General features: G+C 61.0%; 21 protein-coding genes. 19 read left to right on the top strand and 2 right to left on the bottom strand.

Going from position 1 to position 25,080, the window contains the following annotated elements:
- The first annotated feature begins 7 nt into the window (after positions 1–7).
- The 3 genes from NMD14_08595 to NMD14_08585 are packed head-to-tail and all read left to right on the top strand — an operon-like array spanning position 8 to position 2,719.
- Complete coding sequence (locus NMD14_08595; protein ID XEI34423.1) at positions 8–901, top strand: ABC transporter permease subunit; 894 nt, start codon at positions 8–10, stop codon at positions 899–901.
- The gene (locus NMD14_08590) at positions 901–1,899 is read left to right on the top strand and encodes an ATP-binding cassette domain-containing protein (GenBank protein ID XEI34422.1); all 999 of its coding nucleotides are present in this window, start codon (positions 901–903) and stop codon (positions 1,897–1,899) included. The genes NMD14_08595 and NMD14_08590 overlap by 1 nt, the downstream gene beginning before the upstream one ends.
- Positions 1,900–1,933: 34 nt before the next feature.
- On the top strand, positions 1,934–2,719 hold the full coding sequence (locus NMD14_08585) for an ATP-binding cassette domain-containing protein (protein ID XEI34421.1): 786 nt from the start codon (positions 1,934–1,936) through the stop codon (positions 2,717–2,719).
- Between the two features lie 104 nt (positions 2,720–2,823).
- Here the strand turns inward: NMD14_08585 and htpG are convergent, their stop codons facing one another.
- Entirely contained in the window at positions 2,824–4,737 is a 1,914-nt protein-coding gene (gene htpG, locus NMD14_08580; protein ID XEI34420.1) for a molecular chaperone HtpG, read from the bottom strand.
- A gap of 178 nt (positions 4,738–4,915) precedes the next feature.
- A complete protein-coding gene (recR, locus tag NMD14_08575; protein XEI34419.1) occupies positions 4,916–5,518 on the bottom strand; it encodes a recombination mediator RecR in 603 nt (200 codons plus the stop codon).
- Between the two features lie 440 nt (positions 5,519–5,958).
- Here recR and NMD14_08570 point away from each other — a divergent pair, with 440 nt between their 5' ends.
- From NMD14_08570 to nuoF, 16 genes are all read left to right on the top strand, one after another.
- Positions 5,959–6,408, top strand: coding sequence for a hypothetical protein (locus NMD14_08570; protein ID XEI34418.1), 450 nt, complete (start codon positions 5,959–5,961; stop codon positions 6,406–6,408).
- Positions 6,409–6,412: 4 nt separating this feature from the next.
- A complete protein-coding gene (locus tag NMD14_08565) occupies positions 6,413–9,442 on the top strand; it encodes a hypothetical protein (GenBank protein XEI34417.1) in 3,030 nt (1,009 codons plus the stop codon).
- Positions 9,442–10,281, top strand: a complete 840-nt coding sequence (locus NMD14_08560) for an FTR1 family protein (GenBank protein ID XEI34416.1) — start codon at positions 9,442–9,444, stop codon at positions 10,279–10,281. Before NMD14_08565 ends, NMD14_08560 begins: the two co-directional genes overlap by 1 nt.
- 85 nt (positions 10,282–10,366) lie before the next feature.
- Complete coding sequence (locus NMD14_08555) at positions 10,367–11,791, top strand: FAD-dependent oxidoreductase (protein XEI34415.1); 1,425 nt, start codon at positions 10,367–10,369, stop codon at positions 11,789–11,791.
- 129 nt (positions 11,792–11,920) lie between these two features.
- Positions 11,921–12,481 carry a hypothetical protein gene (locus NMD14_08550; GenBank protein ID XEI34414.1) on the top strand — a complete coding sequence of 187 codons (561 nt, stop codon included), beginning with the start codon at positions 11,921–11,923 and terminating at the stop codon, positions 12,479–12,481.
- Between the two features lie 106 nt (positions 12,482–12,587).
- Complete coding sequence (locus NMD14_08545; GenBank protein XEI34413.1) at positions 12,588–13,922, top strand: hypothetical protein; 1,335 nt, start codon at positions 12,588–12,590, stop codon at positions 13,920–13,922.
- Between the two features lie 51 nt (positions 13,923–13,973).
- A complete protein-coding gene (locus NMD14_08540) occupies positions 13,974–15,668 on the top strand; it encodes a hypothetical protein (protein ID XEI34412.1) in 1,695 nt (564 codons plus the stop codon).
- Between the two features lie 165 nt (positions 15,669–15,833).
- Positions 15,834–16,994 carry a Bcr/CflA family multidrug efflux MFS transporter gene (locus NMD14_08535; GenBank protein ID XEI34734.1) on the top strand — a complete coding sequence of 387 codons (1,161 nt, stop codon included), beginning with the start codon at positions 15,834–15,836 and terminating at the stop codon, positions 16,992–16,994.
- 277 nt (positions 16,995–17,271) lie between these two features.
- On the top strand, positions 17,272–17,739 hold the full coding sequence (locus tag NMD14_08530; protein XEI34411.1) for a DUF4357 domain-containing protein: 468 nt from the start codon (positions 17,272–17,274) through the stop codon (positions 17,737–17,739).
- Positions 17,740–18,137: 398 nt separating this feature from the next.
- On the top strand, positions 18,138–18,896 hold the full coding sequence (locus NMD14_08525) for a flagellar motor protein (protein ID XEI34410.1): 759 nt from the start codon (positions 18,138–18,140) through the stop codon (positions 18,894–18,896).
- A complete protein-coding gene (locus tag NMD14_08520; protein XEI34409.1) occupies positions 18,874–19,749 on the top strand; it encodes a flagellar motor protein MotB in 876 nt (291 codons plus the stop codon). The genes NMD14_08525 and NMD14_08520 overlap by 23 nt, the downstream gene beginning before the upstream one ends.
- A 379-nt stretch (positions 19,750–20,128) precedes the next feature.
- Positions 20,129–20,533 carry an NADH-quinone oxidoreductase subunit A gene (locus NMD14_08515; GenBank protein ID XEI34408.1) on the top strand — a complete coding sequence of 135 codons (405 nt, stop codon included), beginning with the start codon at positions 20,129–20,131 and terminating at the stop codon, positions 20,531–20,533.
- A 29-nt stretch (positions 20,534–20,562) separates the two neighbouring features.
- A complete protein-coding gene (locus NMD14_08510; protein ID XEI34407.1) occupies positions 20,563–21,237 on the top strand; it encodes an NADH-quinone oxidoreductase subunit B in 675 nt (224 codons plus the stop codon).
- A 2-nt stretch (positions 21,238–21,239) separates the two neighbouring features.
- A complete protein-coding gene (gene nuoC, locus NMD14_08505; GenBank protein ID XEI34406.1) occupies positions 21,240–23,045 on the top strand; it encodes an NADH-quinone oxidoreductase subunit C/D in 1,806 nt (601 codons plus the stop codon).
- Between the two features lie 80 nt (positions 23,046–23,125).
- Entirely contained in the window at positions 23,126–23,668 is a 543-nt protein-coding gene (nuoE, locus tag NMD14_08500; GenBank protein ID XEI34405.1) for an NADH-quinone oxidoreductase subunit NuoE, read from the top strand.
- Positions 23,665–25,050: an NADH-quinone oxidoreductase subunit NuoF gene (nuoF, locus tag NMD14_08495; GenBank protein XEI34404.1), complete on the top strand. Its 1,386-nt coding sequence runs from the start codon at positions 23,665–23,667 to the stop codon at positions 25,048–25,050. The genes nuoE and nuoF overlap by 4 nt, the downstream gene beginning before the upstream one ends.
- Positions 25,051–25,080 lie beyond the last annotated feature (30 nt).

Here is a 25,080-nt window from a genome sequence, read left to right as displayed (position 1 = left end):
GTATCCTATGCAAGATAAATCGAACATCTATCCCGAGCTCAAGATCCTCTCGCCCCTTGAGCAGACGTGGGCCTCCTACAGCCGCAATCCGCTGGCGATGGCGGGGCTCTGGTGCTTTTTGCTGTTGCTGCTCATCACCCTGGTGGGGCCGCTGGTCGTCCCCTACGGCATCGATGAACAGCATGCCGACAAGCTGCTGCTGGCCCCCTCCTGGGCGGCGACCGGCAACATTGACTACTTCCTCGGCACCGACGATCTGGGGCGCGACATGCTCTCCCGGCTGGTGGTGGGGGCGCGGCTTACCTTCGGTTATGCGCTGGTGGTGGTGGTGATCGCCATGGTGGTGGGCTCCGCCATCGGTATCCTTGGCGGCATGAGCAAGGGGATCAAGTCGAGCGTGCTGCACCACCTGCTCGATACCCTGCTCTCCATCCCCTCCCTGCTGATGGCCATCATCATGGTCGCCATCATGGGGCCGGGTTTTGGCAATACCCTGATTGCCATTACGCTCGCCTTGATCCCGCCCTTTATCCGAGCCACCTACAACGCAGTTCATGCCGAGATGCAGAAGGAGTACATCACTGCCAGCCGCCTCGATGGTTCGCCCCCCTTCAGGATCATGCGTCTGGCTATTTTGCCCAACATCGTCGAAACCCTGGTGGCCCAGACCACCCGCACCTTGTCGGCGGCCATTCTCGATATCTCGGCGGTCGGTTTTCTTGGCCTCGGCGCCCAGTCCCCCCAACCGGAGTGGGGCACCATGCTGGCCGATTCGAGCGACCTTATCTATCTCGCCCCCTGGACCGTCACCCTGCCCGGCATCGCCATTCTGTTCAGCGTGCTGGTGACCAATTTAGTTGGAGAAGGCATTCGTGAAGCACTCAAAGAGGGGAATGACTGATGCCGCTGCTCGACATACGCAATCTCACCATCGAGATCGACACCCCGCAAGGCAAGGTCAAGGCGGTGGACAAGGTGAGCCTGACCCTGACCGAAGGGGAGATCCGCGGTCTGGTAGGTGAATCCGGCTCAGGTAAGAGTCTGGTGGCCAAGGTGATCGTCGGCATCGAGAAAGACAACTGGACGGTCCGTGCCGACCGGATGCGCTTCAACGACATGGATCTGCTGACCATGGCCCCCAAGGAGCGCCGTCGCATCATGGGCCGCGAGATCGCCATGATCTTCCAAGACCCCATCAGCTGTCTCGACCCCTCCGAGGAGATCGGCACCCAGCTGGAGGAGGCGATCCCGACCGATTCGTTCGAGGGGCAATTCTGGCAGCGCTTCCAGTGGCGCAAGAAAAAAGCCATCGCCCTGCTGCACCGGGTCGGGGTCAAGGATCACCGCAAGGTGATGCGCGCCTATCCCCACGAGCTGTCGGATGGCATGTGCCAGAAGGTGATGATCGCCATGGCCATTGCCAACCAGCCGCGCCTGCTGGTGGCCGATGAGCCCACCAGCGCCATGGAGTCCACCACCCACTCCCAGATCCTGCGGCTGCTGGACAAGATGAACAAGCTGGGCAACACCACCATCCTGCTCATCAGTAACGACATCGCCGCTATCGCCAACCTGACCGACACCATCAACGTGATGTATTGCGGCCAGATGGTGGAAGTGGGCACCCGGGAGCAGATCCTCGAGACGCCGCACCACCCCTATACCGATGCGCTACTCAAATCGATCCCTGACTTTGACAAGCTGGTGCGCCACAAGTCGCGGCTTGAAACCCTGCCCGGCGTCATCCCGCCGCTGCAGCACCTGCCCATCGGCTGCCGTCTGGGGCCACGCTGTCCCTACGCCCAGAAGCAGTGCGTGCAGACCCCGCTGATGAACAAGCTCAAGGGCCATCAGTTCAGCTGTCACTTCCCGCTGAACATGGAGGTGCCGAAAAAATGATGACCGTTAATGCCCTCATGAAGGAGCCCCGCTTGTGATCGAGCCATCCCTGTTGCAGGTCAGAGGCCTGTGCAAGACCTATCAAAACCGCACCGGTCTGTTCCGTCGTCAGGCGGTGGAGGCGATCAAGCCCCTTTCGTTCGATCTCGACGTGGGTCAAACCCTCGCCATTGTCGGCGAAGCGGGCTCCGGCAAGAGTACCCTCGCCCGCATCCTGGCCGGGATGATCGAGCCTACCAGCGGCGACATCGCCATCGACGGCCAGCTGATGGTGCACGGCGATTATCAGACCCGCTGCAAATTGCTGCGGATGATCTTTCAGGATCCCAACACCTCGCTCAATCGCAAGATCCGTGTCGGCCAGATCCTGGAGACCCCGCTGCGCCTCAACACCGAGATGACCGAGGAGGAGCGCCACGAGCAGGTGGTGCAGACCCTGCGCATGGTGGGAATGCTGCCGGATCATGCCCTGTTCTACCCGCAGATGCTCTCCTCCGGTCAGCAACAGCGGGTAGCGCTGGCGCGGGCACTGATCCTCAACCCCAAGATCGTGGTGGCCGATGAGGCGCTCTCCACCCTGGATATCTCGGTGCGCTCCCAGATCATCAACCTGCTGCTGGAGATGCAAGAGACCATGGGACTGAGCTATGTGCTGGTGGCCAACGATCTGGGTATCGTCAGCCATATCAGTGACGAGGTACTGGTGATGCATGAAGGTCGGGTGGTGGAGCGCGGCAAGACCCTCAAGGTGTTCGCCGATCCCCAACACGATGTGACCCGGCGTCTCATCCAGAACTACAACAACGAATACCGCAGATAGAGGGCGTTGGCCGCCCCCCTTGCCGAGGTTCCTCGCCGCTCTCACGCGGCGGGATCAAAAAAGCCCACCGCATGCAGTGGGCTTTTTGTTATCAGCGTCGCCGCTTAGGCTTGCAGCAACAGACGGTTGATGCGGGAGACAAAGCTCGCCGGATCATTCAGCCCGCCCTGTTCGGCCAACTGGGCCTGTTCGTGCAGCAGAGTGACCCACTCGCCGAACAGCGCTTCATCTTCGATGGTGTCGAGTTTCTTCACCAGCGCGTGGTCGGGGTTGAGCTCCAGAATGTACTTCTGCTCCGGTACCGGCTGGCCGGCGGCGCGCATCAGCTTGATCATCTGGGTGCTCATGCCGTGGGCATCGGTGACGATGCAGGAGGGGGAGTCGGTCAGACGGTGGGTGACGCGCACCTCTTTTACCGCCTCGCCGAGGCTCTGCTTCACTCGCTCAACCAGACCAGCATTGGCCTTCTCGGCCTCTTCTTGCGCCTGTTTGGAGGCATCGTCTTCCAGCTCGCCAAGATCCAGCTCGCCACGGGTGACGGAAACCAACTGCTTGCCGTCGAACTCGGTCAAGTGGCTCATCAGCCACTCGTCCACGCGCTCCCACATCAGCAGCACTTCGACACCCTTCTTGCGGAAGATCTCGAGGTGCGGGCTGTTCTTGGCGGCAGCGTAGGAGTCAGCAGTGATGTAGTAGATCTTCTGCTGGCCTTCCTTCATGCGGCCAACATAATCCTCGAGAGAGACGGTCTGGGCTTCGCCCTCGCCAGCGGTGCTGGCAAAGCGCAGCAGCTTGGCGATCTCTTCGCGGTTGGAGTAATCCTCGGCCGGGCCCTCTTTGAGCACGTTACCGAACTCACTCCAGAACTTGGCGTACTTCTCGGCATCGTCTTTCGCCAGCTTGGAGAGCATGGTCAGCACGCGCTTGGAGCAAGCCTTGCGCAGGGAAGCTGTCACCTTGTTGTCTTGCAGAATTTCACGGCTGACGTTGAGCGGCAGATCGTTGGAGTCCAGCACCCCTTTGACGAAGCGCAGGTAGGTCGGCATAAACTGCTCTGCGTCATCCATGATGAAGACGCGCTGCACGTAGAGCTTCAGACCGTGCTTCTGCTCGCGGTTGTAGAGGTCGAACGGTGCGCGGGCCGGTACGTAGAGCAGGCTGGTGTACTCCTGCGCCCCTTCCACCCGGTTGTGACCCCAGAGCAGCGGATCTTCAAAGTCATGAGCGACGTGCTTGTAGAACTCCTGATACTCTTCGTCCTTGATATCTTTCGGGTTGCGGGTCCACAGTGCGGTCGCACGGTTGACCTGCTCCCACTCACCGGGCGTGCCAACGATGGTTTCGCCGTCTTCTTCGCGATCCGGGGTGCCCTCTTTGAACATCTCGACCGGCACGCTGATGTGATCGGAATATTTGCTCACCACGGAGCGCAGACGCCAGTCGTCGAGGAACTCCTCTTCTTCGGCACGCAGGTGCAGGATCACATCGGTCCCGCGACCTTCTTTGGTCACGTCAGCGACGGTGAAGGAGCCTTCCCCTTCCGATTCCCACTGCACGCCTTGGCCCGGCTCGGTACCCGCAGCGCGGGAGACCACGGTCACCTTGTCGGCAACGATAAAGGCGGAGTAGAAACCGACCCCGAACTGACCGATCAGCTGGGAGTCGCGGCCCTGATCGCCGGAGAGGTTCTTGAAAAATTCGGCGGTGCCGGACTTGGCGATGGTACCCAGGTGCTCGATCACCTGATCCCGGGTCATACCGATCCCGTTATCGGAGATGGTCAGGGTACGCTTCTCTTTGTCCACCACCAGACGCACACGCAACTGGCCGTCGTTTTCGAACAAAGAGGCATCGGAAAGCGCCTTGAAGCGCAGCTTGTCCGCCGCATCGGAGGCGTTGGAGATCAGCTCGCGCAGGAATACTTCTTTGTTGGAGTAGAGGCTGTGAGCCATCAGGCTCAGCAGTTGTTTGACTTCAGTCTGAAAGCCGTGGGTTTCGGCATGAACACTTTGGGTCATGGACCAATCCTCAGAAACATCGGGTTGAACATATGCCCAACCTAGATGGGGACGGCCAATCAAATATCAAGGGGCGAGTGTGCAATCCTGCTCACTCGCCCCTTTAAATCCGCTCAAGCGGCTATTTATTGCCCAGCTCGCCCCCTGTTTATGCGGGGTAGCAGGCAGGCTCGCCTTGCTATTTCAAGCGTTGGCGCCCCATCAGGGAGTGGGAGAGCGTGGTGCCATCCACCAGCTCCAGCTCCCCCCCCACCGGCACCCCGTGAGCGATGCGGCTCACCTCCACCCCGGCATGACGGGCCATGTCGGCGATATACCAAGCGGTGGCATCCCCTTCGATGGTGGGATTGGTGGCGAGGATCAGCTCGCTGATGTGCTCATCCTTCAACCGGCGCTCGAGAATATCGAGCCCCAGCTCCTCCGGGCCGATGCCATCCAGCGGCGACAGATGGCCCATCAGCACAAAGTAGCGACCGGAGAACTGGCCGGTCTGCTCGATGGCCGCCACATCCGCCGGACTCTCCACCACGCAGAGCAGACCGTTCTCTTCCCGCTTGGGATTGGCACAGATATCGCAGCGATCGTTCTCGGTAAAGGTGCGGCAGTGGCTGCAGTGGCCAATCTCGGTCAGGGCGCGAGAGAGCAGCTGGGCCAACCGCAAACCGCCGCTGCGCTCACGCTCGAGCAGGGTAAAGGCCATCCGCTGGGCAGACTTGGGCCCCACCCCCGGCAATACCTGCAGGGCTTTCATCATCTCATCGAGCAGGGGACTGAACTTCATAACACTCCTTACACGGGCCAGCCCCTCGCCACCACCAGGGCCACGACGGGTCAGCAAAACAGGATAACGCATTGGCGCAGGACTATACCCGAGCCCGCCGCCCATCGCCATCGGCTTACCCACAGCGCCCGCAAAACGCGGATAGCAACTCAGTGCGAACTGAGCGTTTTTTTTCGCTCCGTACAGCCCGAACAGATCGAAGATGGCATCACCAATGAAGTGGAGATGAAGTGGTCCGTGGTGGTGTTTCTCGCCTTCTCGCTGGCCGCGCTCATCTATGCGGTGACCGAGCGGAAGGCAGAGCATAAATAGTCGAGCTTGATCACTGTGCTTGTTCAGCCTTGATTCACCAGCAATACAATTGATAACACTTTTCATTACTCTTACTGCGTTATAAACTTGCTCCCCCCGGGCTGCCCCGCCCGGGTGCTGGAGCCTTTATGACAAGCCTTTCTCTCTCACCCCGACAATTCTGGCAGTGGCTGGCCTACCACCATCAGGCCGCCGAGGGCACCCTCTATCTGATGTTCTTCTCCGGTCTGCTGCTGTGGGAGCCGCTGACCCCGCTCTGGTCGCTGGCACGCTGGAATCTGTTTTTCCATGTGATGCTCTCGCTCACCCTGTTCCCGCTGCTGTTTGGCGCCTTCTGGCTCTCCCATCGCAGCTTGTTGAACCGCAGCAGCAAACCCTTTTTGCGCACCACAGGGCGGATTATCGAAGCCCTGCTGCTGGTCTGTCTGGCCAGCGGCCTGCTGCTGGTGCTGCACGGCACTCCGGGCGATGCCATGGGCAACCTCGCCAGCTGGGCCCACTTGCTGAGCGCACTGCTGCTCACTCCTTTGGTACTGCGCCACGCCTGGCGCTGGACCATCTTGAAATGGCGATCCTGATCCCATGTTGAAGTCATCGTTCTCTGCATGTTTGTCACCCCTGCTGGCCCTCGTCCTGCTGCTGGCCAGCCCCTTCGCGTTTGCCCAGCAGATGGGCGCCGGGATGCTTGCCTATGAGGAGGGAAGCGCCCCGCGCCTCGTCACCGCCAACCTGAGCGCAGGTTCCGTCACCCTGCTTGAGCGCGATAGCGGCAAGCGCCTAAAAGAGGTGCAGCTGGGGGGCGATCTGCGCCAGCTGGCCCGCGCCGATGACGGCACCCTGCTGGTCACCGACTACAGCGGTGATCGCCTGTTGCTGCTGGATGATGATCTCGATCTGGAAAAGACGATTCCCACCGGCCATAGACCCTACGGGGTCATCTTCGATGCCAAGCGGCAGTGGTTCTGGGTCACGCTGTTCGAATCAGCTCGCCTGCAGGCCTACGACACCGCCGGCAACCTCCAGCTGGATGCAGAAACCGCCGAGACTCCGCGCGGGCTGGCCCTGACCAACAACGATCGCCTGCTGCTCACCCACGCCATGACAGGCCAGCTCGCCATCTATGATCTCGCCAAGCTTGAGAAGGGCGCCAAAGGCGCGACCCTGCCCAAACCCAGCCTCATCACCCTGGCCGAGACCCACAGCGACACGCCGAGCGACTCCCAGGGCTTGCCGCGCCTGCTCGACGACATCGCCCTCTCTCCCGATGGCAGCGAGGCCTGGCTGCCCCATGTGCTGTGGAGTTTCAGCCACCCCTTCCAGTTTCAGAGCACCGTCTTTCCAGCGGTCTCCATCATCGCTCTGGATGAGGAGAAAGAGCGGGTTGATGAAAGAAAGCAGCTCTTTTTGCAGATCAACCTGCCAAACGTCGGCAACCGCAGCCAGATTGTCTCCAACCCGTTCGCAGCGCGCTTTGCCGCCGACGGCAAGCGGGTCTATCTGACCCTGGCGGGCTCGGAAGATCTGCTGGTGTTTGATCTCTCTCGCAGCGGCAAGTCCAACAACAACCGCCACCGCCGCAAGAAGTTTCAGGGGGGTGCCAAGGCGACCCAGCTCTTGCGTCACCTGCCGGGCCAGAATCCGCGGGATCTGCTGATCGACGGTGACCATATTCTGGTGCACAACGCCATGGGGCAGGATCTCACCCGCCTCAATAGCGGCGGCAGCGGCCCGTTTGCCCGAGTCACCGTCGATGTGCCCCACTTCGCCAAGCTGGTAGAGACGGATCCGCGCCCCGAGCCGCTTCAGCGCGGCGAGCGGCTGTTCCATCTTGGTAACACGCTTGGCAACAACGGCGCAAACTCACGCTTCCCCATGGCGGGAGACAACTGGATGAGCTGCAACTCCTGCCATCTGGATGGGTTCAACTTCACCAACCGCTATCTGATGGCAGCCCATCGCCAGAAGAGCGGCGACAACGCCATCAACGGCCACGCCAACCTCACCAACATGGTGGCGGGGGATTTTGTCGGCGAATACCTGCGCATGACCCAGCAGACCCAGGGCGGCATGGGCCACGACACCCGCGATGGAGCCGAGGCAGTTGACCCCGCGAGGCCCCAACCGGAAGTGAAAGCGATGATGGAGGAGTTACACGCCTTCGTCACCGCCGATGGCAACCTCCCCTATCTCGCCAACTGGCTGCGACTCGATGCCCCGCGCCCTGACCTTGACAATCAGCCCGCCAAGGCGCCGACCACTCACCCGAAAGAGTGGCTCAACTCTGCCTCCTGCCAGAACTGCCACAGCCAAGCGTTCAAAGATTGGAGCGAGAGCAACCACCGGCTGATGGGCAACTCCCACCCCTACTACAAGGTGGTGCAGGCGCTGGCCCGCGAAACCGAAGGGGAGGCGTTTGGCCAGTGGTGTCAGGGCTGCCATATGCCCCAGCAGGTGATGACAGGCCAGCTGGATCTGCCCAAGGGCTCCCATATGTTCGAGCAGGGTGGCGCCTCGCTGATCGCGGCACACCAGAAAGGCGAGCCAGTGGTGGAAGAAGGGACCGGCTGCGTGCTCTGCCATCGCATCACCAAGGTAGAAGATGCGGGCGGCAACAGCGCCGTTACCGTGAATTTGAAAGACCGCGAGAGCTATGTGTTCGAGGATGCCCCGGGCGGCAGCCTCCAGCACTGGCTGGCCGAGCGGCAGATCAACGCCCGTCCGGCGGCCCACAAAGCCTCCTATCAGAAGGATTTCTACCGCGATGCGGCCCTGTGCAAATCGTGCCACAACGAGTTTGCCCCGGGCACAGGCGCCAATATCGTCAACACCTGGGACGAGTGGGAAAAATCCAGCTTCGCCAAGGCCGAGGATCCTGCCAAACGGCGCACCTGCATCGACTGCCATATGAACCCGGAGCCGGGCAATGGCGGCGCGCCGGTGGCGGGCCAGTCCACCGAAAACGGCACCATGAAGGCGCGGCTCTATCGCCACAACTTCACCGGCGCCCAACACCAGCTGGTGGGGCTGCGCAATCCCGACCTTGAACAGGAGAGTCTGGCGCTGCTGCGCTCCAGCGCTACCCTCTCGGCCCGTATCGAACAGGCTGCCGATAGCCAGCAGTTGGTAGTGCGGGTCGCCAATACCGGCGCAGGCCATGCCCTGCCCACCGGGGTCGCCGATTTCCGTGAACTCTGGCTGGAGCTGACCGTCACAGATGCAACCGGCAAGGTTGTGCTTGCCAGCGGCCAGCCGGTGGATGGCGCAGTCCCTGAAGAGGCGCGGCTGTTTCGCAAAGTATTCGGCGATGCCGAGGGCAAGCCGGTGGGGCTCAAGTTCTGGCGTTACGCCAAGCTCTTGGAAGATACCCGCATTCCGGCCGATGGCTGGCGCGATGAAGCCTGGCCGCTACCCGCAGATGCCCAAGGGCCCTTCAAGGCCGATATCAAACTCAATTTCCGCACCTACCCCAAGTGGGTCAATGATGCGGTGCGCGCCGCCGAGCCGAGCTTGCCGGAGCCACCCATAGTGCTGCTCGCTCGTCTTCAACTCAACCGGCTGCAACTTACCTTGCAGCCTCTCCCCATCACGCCCGCTACGGAGCCTCAATCCTGATGTTTGCAAGCTTTCTGATTACCCTGCGCGAGGGGCTGGAAGCCTTCCTGCTGGTCGGCATCTGCCTCTCCTACCTCGCCAAGCTGGGGGCTAGCCGCTACAACAAGTTCATCTATCTGGGGGTGGGGCTTGGCCTTGTCGCCTCCCTTGTCGTCGCCTTCCTGTTCCAGGTGGTAGTGAGCCAGTTCGAGAGCGAGCGCTATAACCACCTCTTGATGGCGGGGATCCTGATCTTCGCCACTCTGGTGCTCACCTATATGGCGATCTGGATGCAAAAGCAGGCCAAATCCCAAGTAGGGGCCATGACGGCGCGCATCGATGCCGCCATCGATGGCGGCAACCTGTTTGGTCTGGTGCTGCTCGCCTTCCTAGCTGTGATGCGCGAAGGGTTTGAAACAGTGCTCTTCTTCTCAGCCCTGCTCTACTCGGGGCAAGGGGTGGATCTGCAATCCGGCCTGATGGGCGCGCTGGCGGGGCTGCTGGTCTCCATCGCGCTGGTGTGGGGGCTGCTGCGCTCAACCCGCAAGGTGGCGCTGGCGCCTTTCTTCCGCTGGACCGGCCTGCTTATCATCATCATCGCCGCAGGCTTGCTCTCGTCTGCCGTCAACATGTTGCAAGCGGCAGAGATCATCACCTTCTGGACCACGCCGGTGTTCGACATCAGCCACATTCTCGACGATCAGGGGGTATTTGGTACCTTCCTGCGCGCCCTGTTTGGCTACAATGCCTCACCCGCTGGCTTGCAGCTGCTGACCTGGGCCGTTTATCTGGCGATCTTCGTTACCCTCTGGCAACGCAGCTATCGCCCGCAGGTAAGCGCCGAGTCCAGCAAGGGCTGAGTCCTCACCCCAAGCGGTAACAACACTATTCGGGGCCGCGCCTTGGCGCGGTTCCCTTATCTATCAAGCAGTTTCGGAATAGGTCATGAGCGATAACAACAAGAAAAGTATTGCGGTACTGGGTGCTGGCCCCGCCGGTTTGATGGCCGCCTGGCGCCTGCGCCGCGCCGGTTTTGCAGTCACCCTGTTCGAGCAGGAGCCGGTGGTCGGCGGCATGTGCGCTACCCAGACCTTCAAGGGGCGCGATGGGGAGTATCGCTTCGACTACGGCGGCCACCGCTTTATCACCAAAAACCCCGATCTGCTCGCCTTTATCGACGAACTGATGGGGGATGACCTGCTCCACGCCGAGCGCAAGAGCGTCATCCGTTTCGGCGGGCGCACCTATGACTACCCCCTGAACCTGCCCAACCTGCTGAGGACTGCGCCGCTGGCCCTGATGGCCGGTGCGGTAAAAGACTTGCTGCTGTTGCCATTTAGCAAGAAACCGGATGATTTCGCCAAGGCGAGCTTTGCCGAGTGGATCCAGAGCCACTTCGGCCGCACCCTCTATCGCCAGTTTTTCGAGGGCTACACCGGCAAGCTGTGGGGCATCAACCCGGACCAGCTCTCCGCCGACTGGGCCGGCCAGCGCATCAGCCTGATCGATTTGAAAGACGTAGCGCGCCGCCTGCTGCCAAGACGCAACGGCAGCATTTCGGTGCGCACCTATGCCCGCAAATACCGCTACCCCAAATATGGCTTCGGCCAGATCTTCACCACCCTGGGGGAGCGGCTGGTGGCCGAGGGTGTCGAACTCAAAACCGGCGCTACCATCACCTGCCTTGAGCAAGCCGATGGCCGCATCGAACGGGTTTATTGGAAACAAGATGACGTTGAACAGAGCGAACGCTTTGATCAGGTGATCTCCACCCTGCCGCTGCCGCTCACCTGCCAGCATCTTGGCTTGCCGTGCGATCTCCACTACCGGTCGCTTCGCTTCGTCAATATGCCGCTTAAAACAGAGAACCTGTCGGACAACACCTGGCAGTACCTCTCCGACCCCCATATTCTGGCGACCCGTCTGCAGGAGCCGCGCCGCCGCAGCCCCTTTATGGCGCCCCAGGGTCAGACCTCGGTGATGCTGGAGATCCCCTGCAATCCGGGGGATGCTACCTGGCAGGCACCGCTCGCTGATCTGCGCGGCCGGGTCACCGCCGATCTCGCCAGCCTCGGCGTCGACACCCAGAAACTTGGCGATGAGACTTTTGAAGCACGTAGCGAATACGCCTATCCGCTGATGGATCTGGGCTATCAGACCCGCCGCAACGACGCCATCAAGGCGCTGATGCCCATCACCAACCTCATCATGACCGGCCGTCAGGGGACATTCCGCTATATCTTCACCGACACTGCCATGGAGATGGGCATGATGGCTGCCGACATGGTGATCGACGGGGTGGACAGACGTCATGCCATCTTTAACCATCGCAACGAAAATACCGTGATTGAAACCCAGAGTGTGGCATGAGAAGCATTGTCGGTGTCCAACAGGTAGACAGACGCCGCAACACCTTCAACCAGCGCAACGAAAATACCGTGATTGAAACCCAGAGCGTGGCCTGAGTGCCGCGCCATTGGCATAAGTAAGGAGAACAGGATGACCATCCGCCCGGGTTTACTCGCCCTCACCCTGCTGCTGACCCTGAGCGGTCAGGCGCAGGCTTACTCCTACGCCGCCGCCGGCAAGGAGCCGCTGATCGACGCCCGCGAAGCGCTGCTGGGCGCCGCCACTGACGGCAAGGATGCCAGCGCCACCTTGAGCGAGATTGCCGACGAGCTGACCTATCTGGAACAGCACCACAAGGTGGAGTTGCAAGGGCCGCTGGCTGCAGCCATCAAGGGCCAAGATGCCTCCGCCACCGCAGCCCTGCTCAACCGCGCCTACAAGGCGGAGATAGAGCGCCGCCTCGAAGGGGCCAGCCAGAATCTTGGCGACTACCAGACCGCCAAGGTGCTGGTGGTCAAGAGCAAGCGCTTCCTCGACTTGATCCTCCCCTCCCTCAGCGAAGGGGATCGCAAGGCGGCCGAACAGGCGCTGGCCAAGGTGCTGGATGCCATCGGCAACCCGGGGGTATTCGGGGTGGGCGCCAAGCCCGCCGATGCCACCGCCTTTAGCGATGCAGAAAAAACGCTGATGGCCGTACTGGCGCCGCTTTGATGGCCTCTCATTGATGCCGATGGCCCCCCTCATCCCCGGCCCTTCTCCCGCAAGGGGAGAAGGGGGGCTTCACCACGGCCGATTACGCTTCGCTAATCGACCCTACTTGCTTGCCCTGCTGCAACTGGCCTGGCTTGGCTGGCTGCAGGCCTTCCCGGTGGCGCTCGATTCCGACGATGCCCTCAATTTCGCCCACGGGGTGACGCGCTTTAGCGTACTGGAGTTCTCCCCCCACTTTCCGGGATATCCCGCCTTTATCTGGCTGGCGCGGCTGATCAACCTGCTGGTGGACGACCCGGCCCGCGCGGTGCAGTGGGCAAGTCTGCTCGGCAGCAGTTTGCTGGCGCCGCTCGCCGCCTTGCTGGCGGTAAAACTGTGGCAACGGCCAAGCCTGCTGGCGCCGGTTTGGCTGCTGGTATTGGCACTGCCGCTCACCCCAACGCTCGCCCTCTCCGGCCTTTCGGATGGGCCGGCGCTCGCCGCCTGGCTCGGAACGCTGCTGGCCTTGCAGCAGCGCAGAATTGCACTGGCGGGTCTGCTGCTGGGCCTTATGCTGGCGCTGCGCCCCTCCTATTTTGTGCTGGCGCTGCTGCCCCTGTGGCTCGGGCTGGCGCAGAAGGAAACGCGCATCAGGTTTGTGCTCCCCATCGTGCTGGTGGGGCTAGCATGCCTGCTGTTTGTCTGGCAAGCCGATGGCTGGGCCTATTTCAGCGAGGGGCGGCGCTTTACCGACGGCCACTTTACCCTGTGGGGCAACACCGCAGCGGCCCACGGCGATCGACTGCTCAGCTGGGCGAACACCTTCAACGATCAGCTCACTCCGCTTTGGCCCTTGGCTGTCGGAGCCTTGCTGATGCTGCCACTTTGGCAACGGTCAAAAGACCACCCTGCCGCCCTATCCCCGCTTTGGACGCTCTACTGGCTTGCCCTGCTGCTCTGGACCCTGTTTGGCCAGAATCCCGACAATCCCCGCCATCTGGCCCCCGTCACCCTGCTCGGTATCGTGCTGCTGGCAGGCTGGCTGCCGCGCCGTGGCGAGTGGCCGGTCGCGGTGGCCGGATTGCTGCTGCTCGGCACGACCTTCACCCTGCCCGGTCCGCCCGCCATGGTGCAGGCGGCAAAACTGGCAGAAAAAACTTGCCCGACGCTGGTGACCCAGTGGGGAGTGCGGCTGCTGCGGGAGACTACGGCCTTGGCCGTCACCGATGGCTGGTACAAGGGGGATGCTGCGCTGGCGCTCTCTCAGGGAGCCTGCCGTCTCAGTCGCAGCCCCATCGCCGCGAACGAAATGCCCACTGCGGTGCGCCAACACTGGTTTGCCCCACGCTTTGCCGCCGAGCCCGGACTCTGGCTCGCCATCCCCTCACGGCAGACTGCTCAAAACACCCGTGGCAGCCCGGAGAAAAAGTGCACAAATTTCATCCGGCGGACGCCAAAGTAAGGGAATAACTCGATTACACTCACTGCGCATCCATAACAGATGAGTCTCCTTATGCGTGTAACCAGAGAGTGGCTGTGGGTTTTGTCGGTGCTGACCGGGGCCTGCGCCTTCCTGTTGCTGCCATTCTGGCTGCGCGGCGGCAGTCAGGGCCATGATCTGTTTCACCACCTGCTCTCCGGTCACTTCTTTGCCGTGCAACTGTGGCAAGGTGAGCTCTATCCGCGCTGGTTGATGGAGATGAACGGCGCCTTCGGCAGCCCGGTCTTTTTCTTCTATCCCCCCTTGCCCTACTATGTGAGCGCCCTGTTCGCCGGCCCTACCCCACTGGCCCACGAGGCGATGACACCGCTGCTATGGAGCAGCAGCGTGGCACTCTGGCTCTCCGGCCTGTTTGCCTATCTCTGGTTGCGCCCCTTTGCCGGCCACGGACGGGCGCTGGCGGCCAGTCTGCTCTATATGGCGCTGCCCTATCATCTGGCTATCGATATCTACGCCCGTTTTGCCCTGGCAGAGAGCTGGGCCTTCGTCTGGGCGCCGCTGGCACTGCTGGCGCAGGATCGCCTCTGCCGCCGCGCCCCCTTTGCCCTACTGCTGCTCGCACTGGCCGTCTCCATGCTGGTGCTTTCCCATCTACCAAGCACCCTGCTCATTCTGGGCTTGCTCACCCTGCGCAGCCTGCTGCTGATCTGGCGCTACAAGGGGAGCACAGCGCTTGTCAGTGTCCCTGTCACCACCTCCCCGCTCATCGGCACCCTGCTGGGCCAGCTCTGGGGGTTGGCGATGGCCAGCCTGTTGCTGCTGCCCGCGCTGCTGGATCAGGGGGGGATCTCCATGGAGCAGATGCGTACCGGCATGTTCGAGTTTCAGCGCAACTTTCTCGACCGCTTGCCCCAGAGCCGGGATGACTGGCGCTTTCGCGGTCATCTCGCCTGGCTGACTCTGCTCACCCTGGCCCTGCTGCTGGTGGGCTGGGCGGCCGCTCGCGAGCCACACCATCCCGAACTGCTGATCTGGGGTGCCATTGGCACCCTGAGCTTTCTGATGATGCTGCCGCCAAGCGAGCCCCTGTGGCGGCAGCTCACCCCGTTGCAACTGGTGCAATTTCCCTGGCGCCTCAATCTGCTGCTGGTCATCGCTACCGTCGCCGTGGTGGCACTGGGTACCCCCACCTATCGCCCGTGGCAGTGGGTCTGGTGGCTGCTGCTTACCGTCACCCTGCTCTCGCAGGGGCTCTATGTACGCGAGGCGCCACTCACCCAAGCCCCCGTCAAGAGTCAGCTTGATGGGGAGTTTGACAGCAAGCGCAGCGCCCGCGAATACCGACCAAAGCAGGTGCCGCGCGGCATGTTTGCCCCCACCCTGCTGGCCTGGAAAGATGAGTTTCAACCCGCTATCACCAGCGACCACCCGGGGGTGGACTGGCAGATCCTGCGCTGGCAGCCGCGCCATATCGAATTGACCTTGGATACCCCGGCGCCCGCCAAGCTGGTCCTGCACCAGTTTGACTACCCGGGCTGGCAGGCAAGGCTCGACCAGCATCTGCCCCTTAGCGTCAGCAGCACCCGCAACGGGCTGGTGCAGGTCTGGGTGCCCGCCGGACAACATAGTCTCACCTTTACCCTCACCGCCCGCTGGCCGGAGCGACTCGGTTATGCCGCCTCGTTGCTGGCCTGGCTACTCTGGCTGGGGGGCGTGATCCGTGCAGTACGCCAATACGAGCGCAAGCGTGATCCCCAAGGTGCCTGAGCGGCCGGGCACCTCCCCCTTTTGAGAGGGCAGGAACGTCATGCCGAGCGGGGGCAAACCTGATAGACTCGCCCTTCTCCCTTTTTCAGCCAAGGTTTACCAGCGGATACCCTATGCCCCAAGCACAGCCCCCCAGGCCACCATGCTCTCCCCCGTGTTCTCTTTATCCTGCTCGGTGCCCTGGCGGGCCTGACCCCGCTGGCGGTGGATATGTATCTGCCCGCCATTCCGGCCATCGCCCGGGATCTGGCCACCAGCATCGACGGCGCCCAGCTCACCATCAGCGCCTTTTTGGGTGGTTTTGCCATCGGCCAGCTGTTCTATGGCCCGCTCGCCGACAGCTACGGCCGCAAGCCGGTGATCCTGGCGGGGCTGACCATGTTTGCCATCGCCTCGGTCGGTTGCGCCATGGCAGACTCCCTGCCCGAATTGCTGGCCTATCGTATGTTGCAAGCAGCAGGCGGCGCGGCGGGGTCGGTAGTGGTCAATGCGCTGCTGCGCGACCTGTTTGAAAAGGATGCGTTTTCTCGCGCCATGTCGTTCGTCATTCTGGTGATGACGCTCGCCCCTCTTGTCGCGCCGGTAGTGGGTGGCTATATCAGCGCCCACGCCAGCTGGCGGGTGATCTTCTGGCTGCTGGTGGGGATCAGCTTGCTGGTCTGTCTGGTGATGCAGTGGAAAATTCAGGAGACCCTGAAGCCCGAGCACCGCCAACCCCTCAATCTGGGCCAGATCCTCAAGAACTACTGGGGCGTACTCTCCCATCGCGGCGCCATGGGCTATGTGCTGTGCGGCGCCCTCTCCAGCTCTGGCATGTTCGCCTTCTTAAGTGGCTCCCCGTACGTCTATATCGAGTACTTCAAGGTACCGACCGAGCACTACGGCTGGCTGTTTGGCCTCAATGTCCTGCTGATGATGGTGGTCACCTTCGTCAATAGCCGACTGGTGAAAGGGGTGGGCTCCGAGCGGATGCTGCAATACGGCCTGCTGGTGCTGCCCTGTGCGGGCGCCCTGCTGATCTACAACGCCTGGAGCCAGACTGGCGGCCTGTGGGGCATCGTCATTCCGGTGGTGCTCTTTATCGGCCATATCAGTCTGGTGGGCGCCAACGCCATGACCGGTCTGATGGGCCACTTCCCGCAATCTGCGGGCACTGCCTCGGCACTGGCGGGCACCCTGCGTTTTGGCATCGGCGCCGTGGTGGGCATTCTGGTCAACCTCAATCCGCCCCAATCGCCGCTGCCCATGGCCATCGCCATCGCCTGCTGCGGCGTGGGTTCTACCCTGAGTTACTGGCTGCTAGCGGGCAAACGCAGCGCCGCCTGACACCCTGTTGCGATGCTCGTCAACGCAGATAATAAAGTCGCGGTAGGCATGGCGGTCCCAGCCATGCCTACCTCTCCCATATTTCACTGAGGGCTCGCTGCGCTACCGCTGTCCATATCGGCAGCCACCACGTCATCCCACTCTTCGCGGCTTTCAGCCGTGTATCGACTGCGTCGGTTAGTGATCTATGCAGCAAAAGAGATGGGGATCCTTGCTGGATCATGGTTGCCCGAGGTGGTTAGAATAGAGCCTTCTATGGGGCACAGGATGAGCAAGGATGTTACACAAGCAAGTCAGTTTTATCATCGATAACAAGGGCAACAAGCAGGCTGCCGTTGTCCCCATCGAGATCTACAACGAGCTGATGACCCTGCAAAAGGCACTTTCCGACAACCGGCCGGGAGAACGCGAGCTCTACCACTTCAACGGCAAGGGCGCTGAGGCTCACGGTTATCCGGTGGGCAAGCGGCAAAATCCAGGCTTTATGGTGCTGGCGGGTTCCACCGCCAATGGTGAGGATGCCGCCTCCCTGCGTGAAGCGGTGATCGAATTACGTCTGGAGTTACTGAACAAGGGGATCCTGGTGGCCCGCAGTCAGGGCGGCTTTGTCTTTACCGCCGATCAGTTGTTCAACAGCCCGAGCCTGGCCGCCAGTCTGGTGGCAGGCAATAACCGCAGCGGCCTGGATGCCTGGCAAAACAGCGCCGGCTATACCCTCAAGCAGTCGGGTTTCGGCAAGAAATAACCCGCTCTGTTGCAACCATCGTGTGATCACGGATTGACTTGGATGAGATCTCATTTCATCCAGGTCGTTGTATCCGCCAGATGGCAGCCAAAAGATGCCACTCCTCTGTGGCACTCTCACCTTGCAAAAACCTGCTGGAAACATCAGGGATTTTTTCCTTTCTGTTCTCACACTCGCGCCCCCTACATATCTTGATCCGCTGAACGAGCAGTCCTGCAAAATGCCTCCCAGCCACCACTCTACAGGGTGATTACCGGGTGATCCAATGAGGGGGATCCCCCTCCCCTTGCATCCGTTACAGAGCGCCCATTAATTGCTCATAGATTGGATATCATTTTGAAAAACTGATACTTAAATGGTTACACTAGCCATTAACAACATGCAGGGACGTGTAAAAAATGAGCTTAATTGGCTTGCTACTGGCGTTGATCGCCATCCTTGGCGGCAACATGATCGAGGGGGGGCACCCCAGTGCACTGCTCGATCTGCCCGCATTCCTCATCGTGATCGGCGGCACCATAGGTGCTGCGCTGACCCAGTTCCCCTTCTCCGTCGTCGGCAGCACCATGAAGCGTTTCAAATGGCTGCTATCTCCCCTCAAACTCGACATGCTGGAACAAGCCCAGTTGCTGGAAACCCTGGCAGGCAACGCCCGCCGCAGCGGTATGCTGGCGCTGGAAGGGATGATCGAGGAGATTAAGGATCCCTTCCTGAAGAAAGGGGTGCAGATGATGGTCGATGGTTACGAGAAGGCCAAAATCCACGAGGTGCTGGAGAATGAGATCGAATTTGAACAGGAAGATCTCGAACAGACGGTCAAATTCTATGAAGCCATGGGCGGCTACTGCCCGACCATGGGGATCGTCGGCGCGGTATTTGGCCTGATCCACGCCATGGGTCTGCTGGATGCCCCGGACAAGCTGGGTGGCGCCATCGCGGTGGCCTTTATCGCCACCATCTACGGGGTATCCGCCGCCAACCTGATCTTCTTGCCGTTCGGCAACCGCTACAAGGGGTTTGCCCACCAGATCCGCCACTACAAGGAGATGACCCTGACCGGCATTCTCTGCATCGTGGATGGTGAGTCGCAGGCGCGCCTGCAAGTTACCCTCGAACCTTATCTGGGAGGTCACGGTGGCCAAAAAGAAAAAGGCTGAAGCACCGGAGAACCACGAACGCTGGCTAGTCTCCTATGCCGACTTCATGACCCTGCTGTTCGCCCTGTTTGTGGTGCTCTACTCCTTTGCCATGGCAAAGCAGTCCGAAACCCGGGTGCTTATCCAGGGCTTTATCGAGTCGCTGGGTAAAATCGGCCTCATCTCCCCGCCTGCCGGCTCACCCTTGATGCAGGGGGGCACAGGGATTCTTGAACCGGAATCGAAAACTACGCCGAGCAGCCCGAAAGAAGAGACGGTGCTGGAGAAAGATGCCCCCTTGGCGGCATCGGACCCCTTCAACGAGACCATAGGTGCCTCGGAAAAACCGAGCGCCACCGAATCCTGGCCCCACAAGACAAAGGAGCAGGAGTGGGTACAGGTGACCAAGCAGCAACTGGAACAGCAGCTCAAGGCCCAGATCGAATCCAAGGATCTGGAGGTCGAGCAGCTTGGCAGTCAGTTGGTGATCCGCATCGGCGAGAAGGCGCTATTTCCCGCTGACTCGGCATTCTTGCAACCCCAGTTCATCCCGCTGGTCAACAAGATTTCCGGCATTCTGGCCAACATTCCGGGGCAGGTGGTGGTCACCGGCCATACCGATGATTCCCAGGCGCCGGTGGAGCTCTATCGCAACAACTGGGAGCTCTCTGTACTGCGGGCTTCTTCCATCGTGCAGACCATGCTGACCAACCCCCATCTGGATGCCAGACGGGTCATCGCTCAGGGGGTTGCCGATACCCAACCCCGCTTTGCCAATGACACGGCTGAACATCGCCAGGCGAACCGCCGGGTCGATATCACCCTCTCTCAAGGCAAGGCAGCAGAAGAGTCGCTGCAACTGCTCAAACCCTGACCACTCATTCCTATAACCGGATCGTCACGACAGGAGAGGCTTGCGAGCCTCTCTTTTTATCACCCTTGTCATAGCCCCTATCTCACCCGCCATCACACTCTTCGCCCACCCAGGCTCCCGGTCCGCGATGCCGACAAGACCCGGCTTCACACGCGATATTTACCCCTTTCAGGTGAGGGCGCGAAGCAGCTTGCTGCACTTTCCAACTCTTTCCCGCCCGCCATAACCAACAAAAAAGTGCGCTTCTTAACAAAATTTAATTACCAGTTAACCGATTAATAATTAACCCGTAAAAATGACATGTAAATCAGTACGAAAGTGTCATAATGCGTAACATTATTGTTAAGTCACTTGATTAATTTGGTTAGGAAAAACCTCTATGTTTGCTGATATTTCTGCTCAACATTGGGCTTTTGCCATTTATGTCATCGGTGCCATCACCATCTGTCTGGTGATGATAGGTTTGGCCGCCCTGTTGGGAGGTCGTGCCTACGGCCGCACCAAGAACAAGCCATTTGAATCTGGTGTCGACTCGGTCGGCAGTGCCCGCCTGCGTTTTTCCGCCAAGTTCTATCTGGTCGCTATGTTCTTCGTCATCTTCGACGTCGAGGCCCTTTACCTGTTCGCCTGGTCTGTCTCCGTGCGGGAGAGCGGCTGGGTCGGCTTTATTGAAGCCACCATTTTCATCGGACTGCTGCTTATCGGCCTGATCTACCTCTGGCGCATCGGCGCACTGGACTGGTCACCGCGCAAACCGCAGCTGAACAACAAAAACAGTGATTGAACCACAGACCCTTTCCTTGAGGTTGCACCATGAAGTACACCCTGACCCGGATTGACCCGGATGCACCCGTTGAGCGCTACCCCCAGGAGCAGCGCCAGACCGTCGATGACCCACTGGCGCAAGAAGCGACGCGCGGCATCATGATGGGCCGTCTCGAGGAGGTGCTGCAAGACACAGTCAACTGGGGCCGCAAAAACTCCCTCTGGCCTTACAACTTCGGCATCTCCTGCTGCTACGTGGAGATGTGTACCGCCTTCACCTCCCCCCACGATGTGGCCCGCTTCGGCGCCGAAGTTATCCGCGCTTCGCCCCGTCAGGCCGACTTCATGGTGATTGCAGGGACCCCCTTCATCAAGATGGCGCCAGTCATCCAGCGCCTGTATGAACAGCTGCTCGAACCCAAGTGGGTGATCTCCATGGGGGCCTGTGCCAACTCCGGCGGCATGTATGACATCTATTCAGTGGTGCAGGGGGTAGACAAGTTCCTGCCGGTCGACGTCTACATTCCGGGTTGCCCGCCCCGTCCCGAAGCCTTTTTGCAAGCCCTGATGCTGCTGCAGGACTCCATCGGCAAAGAGCGCCGCCCCCTCTCCTGGGTAGTGGGCGATCAGGGGATCTACCGTCCCCAGATGCAGGCCGAAAAAGAGCGCAAGCGCGGCGAACGGATCAATGTGACCAACCTGCGCACGCCGGATGAGATCTGACCATGAAACTGACTCGTGATTTTCCCAGCAATTACGCCATGGCCCAGTGGCAGCCCAGCGACCACAAGGATGCCAAAGTCATTGGCGAACTGTTTTCTCACTTCGGGGCCGAGCACTTCACCGTGCAGACCACGCGCACCGGCGTGCCGGTAGTCTGGCTTCCCCGCGAACTGCTGCAGGATGTGATGGGCTTCTTGCGCAAGGTGCCCTCCCCGTTTGTGATGCTGTTTGATCTCAGCGCCACCGACGAGCGGCTGCGCAGCCATCGCGACGGTCTGCCCCAGAGCGATTTCACCGTCTTCTATCACCTCATCTCCATCGACCGTAACGCCGATGTGATGTTGAAAGTGGCGCTGGCCGAGAGTGACCTGCATCTGCCCACCATCACCAACCACTTCCCCAATGCCAACTGGTACGAGCGGGAAGTGTGGGATCTGCTGGGCATCACCTTCGATGGCCACCCTCACCTGACTCGCATCATGATGCCCAAGAGTTGGCAGGGTCACCCGCTGCGCAAGGATTACCCGGCGCGGGCCACCGAATTCGATCCCTTCATGCTCGATGCCGCCAAACAGGACATGGAGCAGGAGAACCTGCTGTTCAAACCGGAAGAGTGGGGCCTGGCCCGCGGCAACGAGAATGAGGACTACATGTTCTTGAACCTCGGCCCCAACCACCCCTCTGCCCACGGCGCCTTCCGCTTGGTGTTGCAGCTCGATGGCGAGGAGATCCGCAACTGCGTGCCCGACATCGGCTATCACCATCGCGGTGCCGAGAAGATGGGCGAGCGCCAGTCCTGGCACAGCTACATCCCCTATACCGACCGGGTCGAGTATCTGGGCGGGGTGATGAACAACCTCCCCTATGTGCTGGCGGTCGAGAAGCTGGCCGGCATCAAGGTGCCGCAGCGGGTCGACATGATCCGGGTGATGATGGCGGAGCTGTTCCGCATCCAGAGCCACCTCTTGTTCCTCGGGACCTATATCCAGGACGTGGGGGCCATGACCCCGGTCTTCTTCACCTTCACCGACCGGCAGAAGATATACACCATCATCGAAGCGATCACCGGTGCCCGCATGCACCCGGCCTGGTTCCGTATCGGCGGTGTCGCCCACGACTTGCCGAAGGGATGGCAACGACTGGTGCAGGACAACCTGCTGAGCTGGCTGCCCAAACGGCTGATGGATTACGAAAAAGCGGCGATGCGCAACAGCATACTGCGCGGTCGCACCATAGGCGTCTCTGCCTACACCACCGAGCAGGCGTTGTCCTGGGGTACCACGGGGGCCGGATTGCGCGCCACCGGCCTCAACTTCGACGTGCGCAAGTGGCGCCCCTATTCCGGCTATGACCAGTTCGACTTTGAGGTGCCGGTCGGCAGCAATGGCGATGCCTACGACAGAGCCACCGTGCGGATCGAGGAGATCCGCCAGAGCATGTCGATCATCGAGCAGTGCATGAAGAACATGCCGGAGGGGCCGTTCAAGGCGGATCACCCCCTCACCACGCCGCCGCCCAAAGAGCGCACCCTGCAGCACATCGAGACCCTGATCAACCACTTCCTGCAAGTGTCGTGGGGCCCGGTGATGCCCGCAGCCGAGTCGTTCCAGATGATTGAGGCGACCAAGGGGATCAACAGTTACTACCTGACCAGTGACGGCTCCACCATGAGCTACCGGACCCGGATCCGCACCCCGAGCTTTGCTCACCTGCAGCAGATCCCCTCGGTGATCAAGGGCAGCATGGTGTCGGATCTCATCGTCTATCTGGGCAGTATCGATTTCGTTATGTCGGATGTGGACCGTTAAGTGATCCCGCCTCCCGGCCATGGCCGGGAATTCGGATCACCGGACGAGCAGTAAAAGGACAAGCCACCAAAGGTCAAGTCATGAGCCAGCAATGTCAGTGTCACAATAATCAGACCCCACAGGGGCAAGGGGCATGCAGCAGCAAACAGGGCGACTTCGCTCTGAGCCAGGCTGAACGCGATGCCATCGAACACGAGAAACACCACTACGAAGATCCCCGCGCCGCCAGCATCGAAGCGCTCAAGATCGTGCAGCAGGCCAGAGGCTGGGTCCCCGACGGCGCCATTCACGCCATCGCGGCCGAGCTCGGCATTCCCGCCAGCGATGTGGAGGGGGTCGCCACCTTCTATAGCCAGATCTTCCGCCAGCCGGTCGGGCGCCACATCATCCGCGTCTGCGACAGCATGGTCTGCTACATCAATGGTCATGAAGATCTGATGGCCGGTCTCAAGGAGGTGATGAACCTCGGCCCCGGTCAAACCACCCCGGATGGCCGCTTCACCCTGCTGCCGGTCTGCTGCCTTGGCAACTGCGACAAGGGGCCTGCCATCATGATCGATGACGACACCTATGGCGGCCTCGATCCGGTGACCTTGCTGAAAACTCTGGAGGCTTACCCATGAGCCTGCCGCAGAACAAGATCCTCGCCTCTCTTGGCACCGCCAATCGCACCCCGCGTACGGCCGAGACCCACCCGCTCACCTGGCGGCTGCGTGATGACGGCCAGCCGGTGTGGCTGGAGGAGTATCAGGCCAAGCAGGGCTATGAAGCAGCCCGCAAGGCGCTCGGCCAGATGAGCCCGGACGAGATTGTCAGCACCGTCAAGGATGCCGGTCTCAAGGGGCGCGGCGGCGCGGGCTTCCCCACTGGCGTGAAGTGGGGGCTGATGCCCAAAGACGAGAGCATGAACATCCGTTACCTGCTCTGCAACGCCGACGAGATGGAGCCCAACACCTGGAAAGATCGCCTGCTGATGGAGCAACTGCCCCACCTGCTGATCGAGGGGATGATCATCAGTGCCCGGGCGCTCAAGGCCTATCGCGGCTACATCTTCCTGCGCGGCGAGTATGTGGATGCTGCCATCCACCTGCGCCGGGCGGTGGAAGAGGCCAAGGCCGCCGGTCTACTGGGCAAGAACATTCTGGGCTCGGGCTTTGACTTCGAGCTGTTCGTCCACACCGGCGCCGGTCGCTACATCTGTGGCGAAGAGACGGCCCTTATCAACTCGCTGGAAGGGCGCCGCGCCAACCCGCGTGCCAAACCCCCCTTCCCCGCCGTCTCCGGCGTCTGGGGCAAACCCACCTGCGTCAACAACGTCGAGACCCTCTGCAACGTCCCCGCCATCATCGGCAACGGGGTCGCCTGGTATCACGGGCTGGCGCTGCCGGGCTCGGAAGATCACGGCACCAAGCTGATGGGCTTCTCCGGCAAGGTGAACAACCCGGGCGTCTGGGAGCTGCCGTTTGGCATCACCGCCCGCGAGCTGTTTGAAAACTACGCTGGTGGGATGAAGAGCGGCTATCGCCTGAAAGCCTGGCAACCGGGCGGCGCAGGCACCGGCTTCCTGCTGCCGGAGCACCTCGATGCCCAGATGTATACCGCCGGTATCGGCAAGGTCGGCACCCGGATGGGGACCGGCCTCGCCATGGCGGTGGATGACTCCATCAGCATGGTGAGTCTGCTGCGCAACATGGAGGAGTTCTTCGCACGCGAGTCGTGTGGCTGGTGCACGCCCTGTCGCGATGGCCTGCCCTGGAGCGTCAAGCTGCTGCGGGCACTGGAGCGTGGCGAAGGGCAATCCGGCGATCTGGCGACTCTGGAACAACTCTGCGGTTTTCTTGGCCCGGGCAAGACCTTCTGCGCCCACGCACCGGGCGCCGTCGAGCCGCTGGCCAGCGCCATCAAATATTTCCGCTCCGAATTCGAGGCCGGGATCAAAGGCAGCGGTGATAACCGCAAGCCGGTCAAAGGGATCCAGCCCAATCTGCTGGGCGAGCGCTGGTAACGACACCACAGATTTCACAAAACAGGTTTC

The organism is Aeromonas veronii, from assembly GCA_041319085.1.
Lineage (GTDB): Bacteria > Pseudomonadota > Gammaproteobacteria > Enterobacterales > Aeromonadaceae > Aeromonas > Aeromonas veronii_F.
This window is presented reverse-complemented; position numbering and strand designations above follow the sequence as displayed.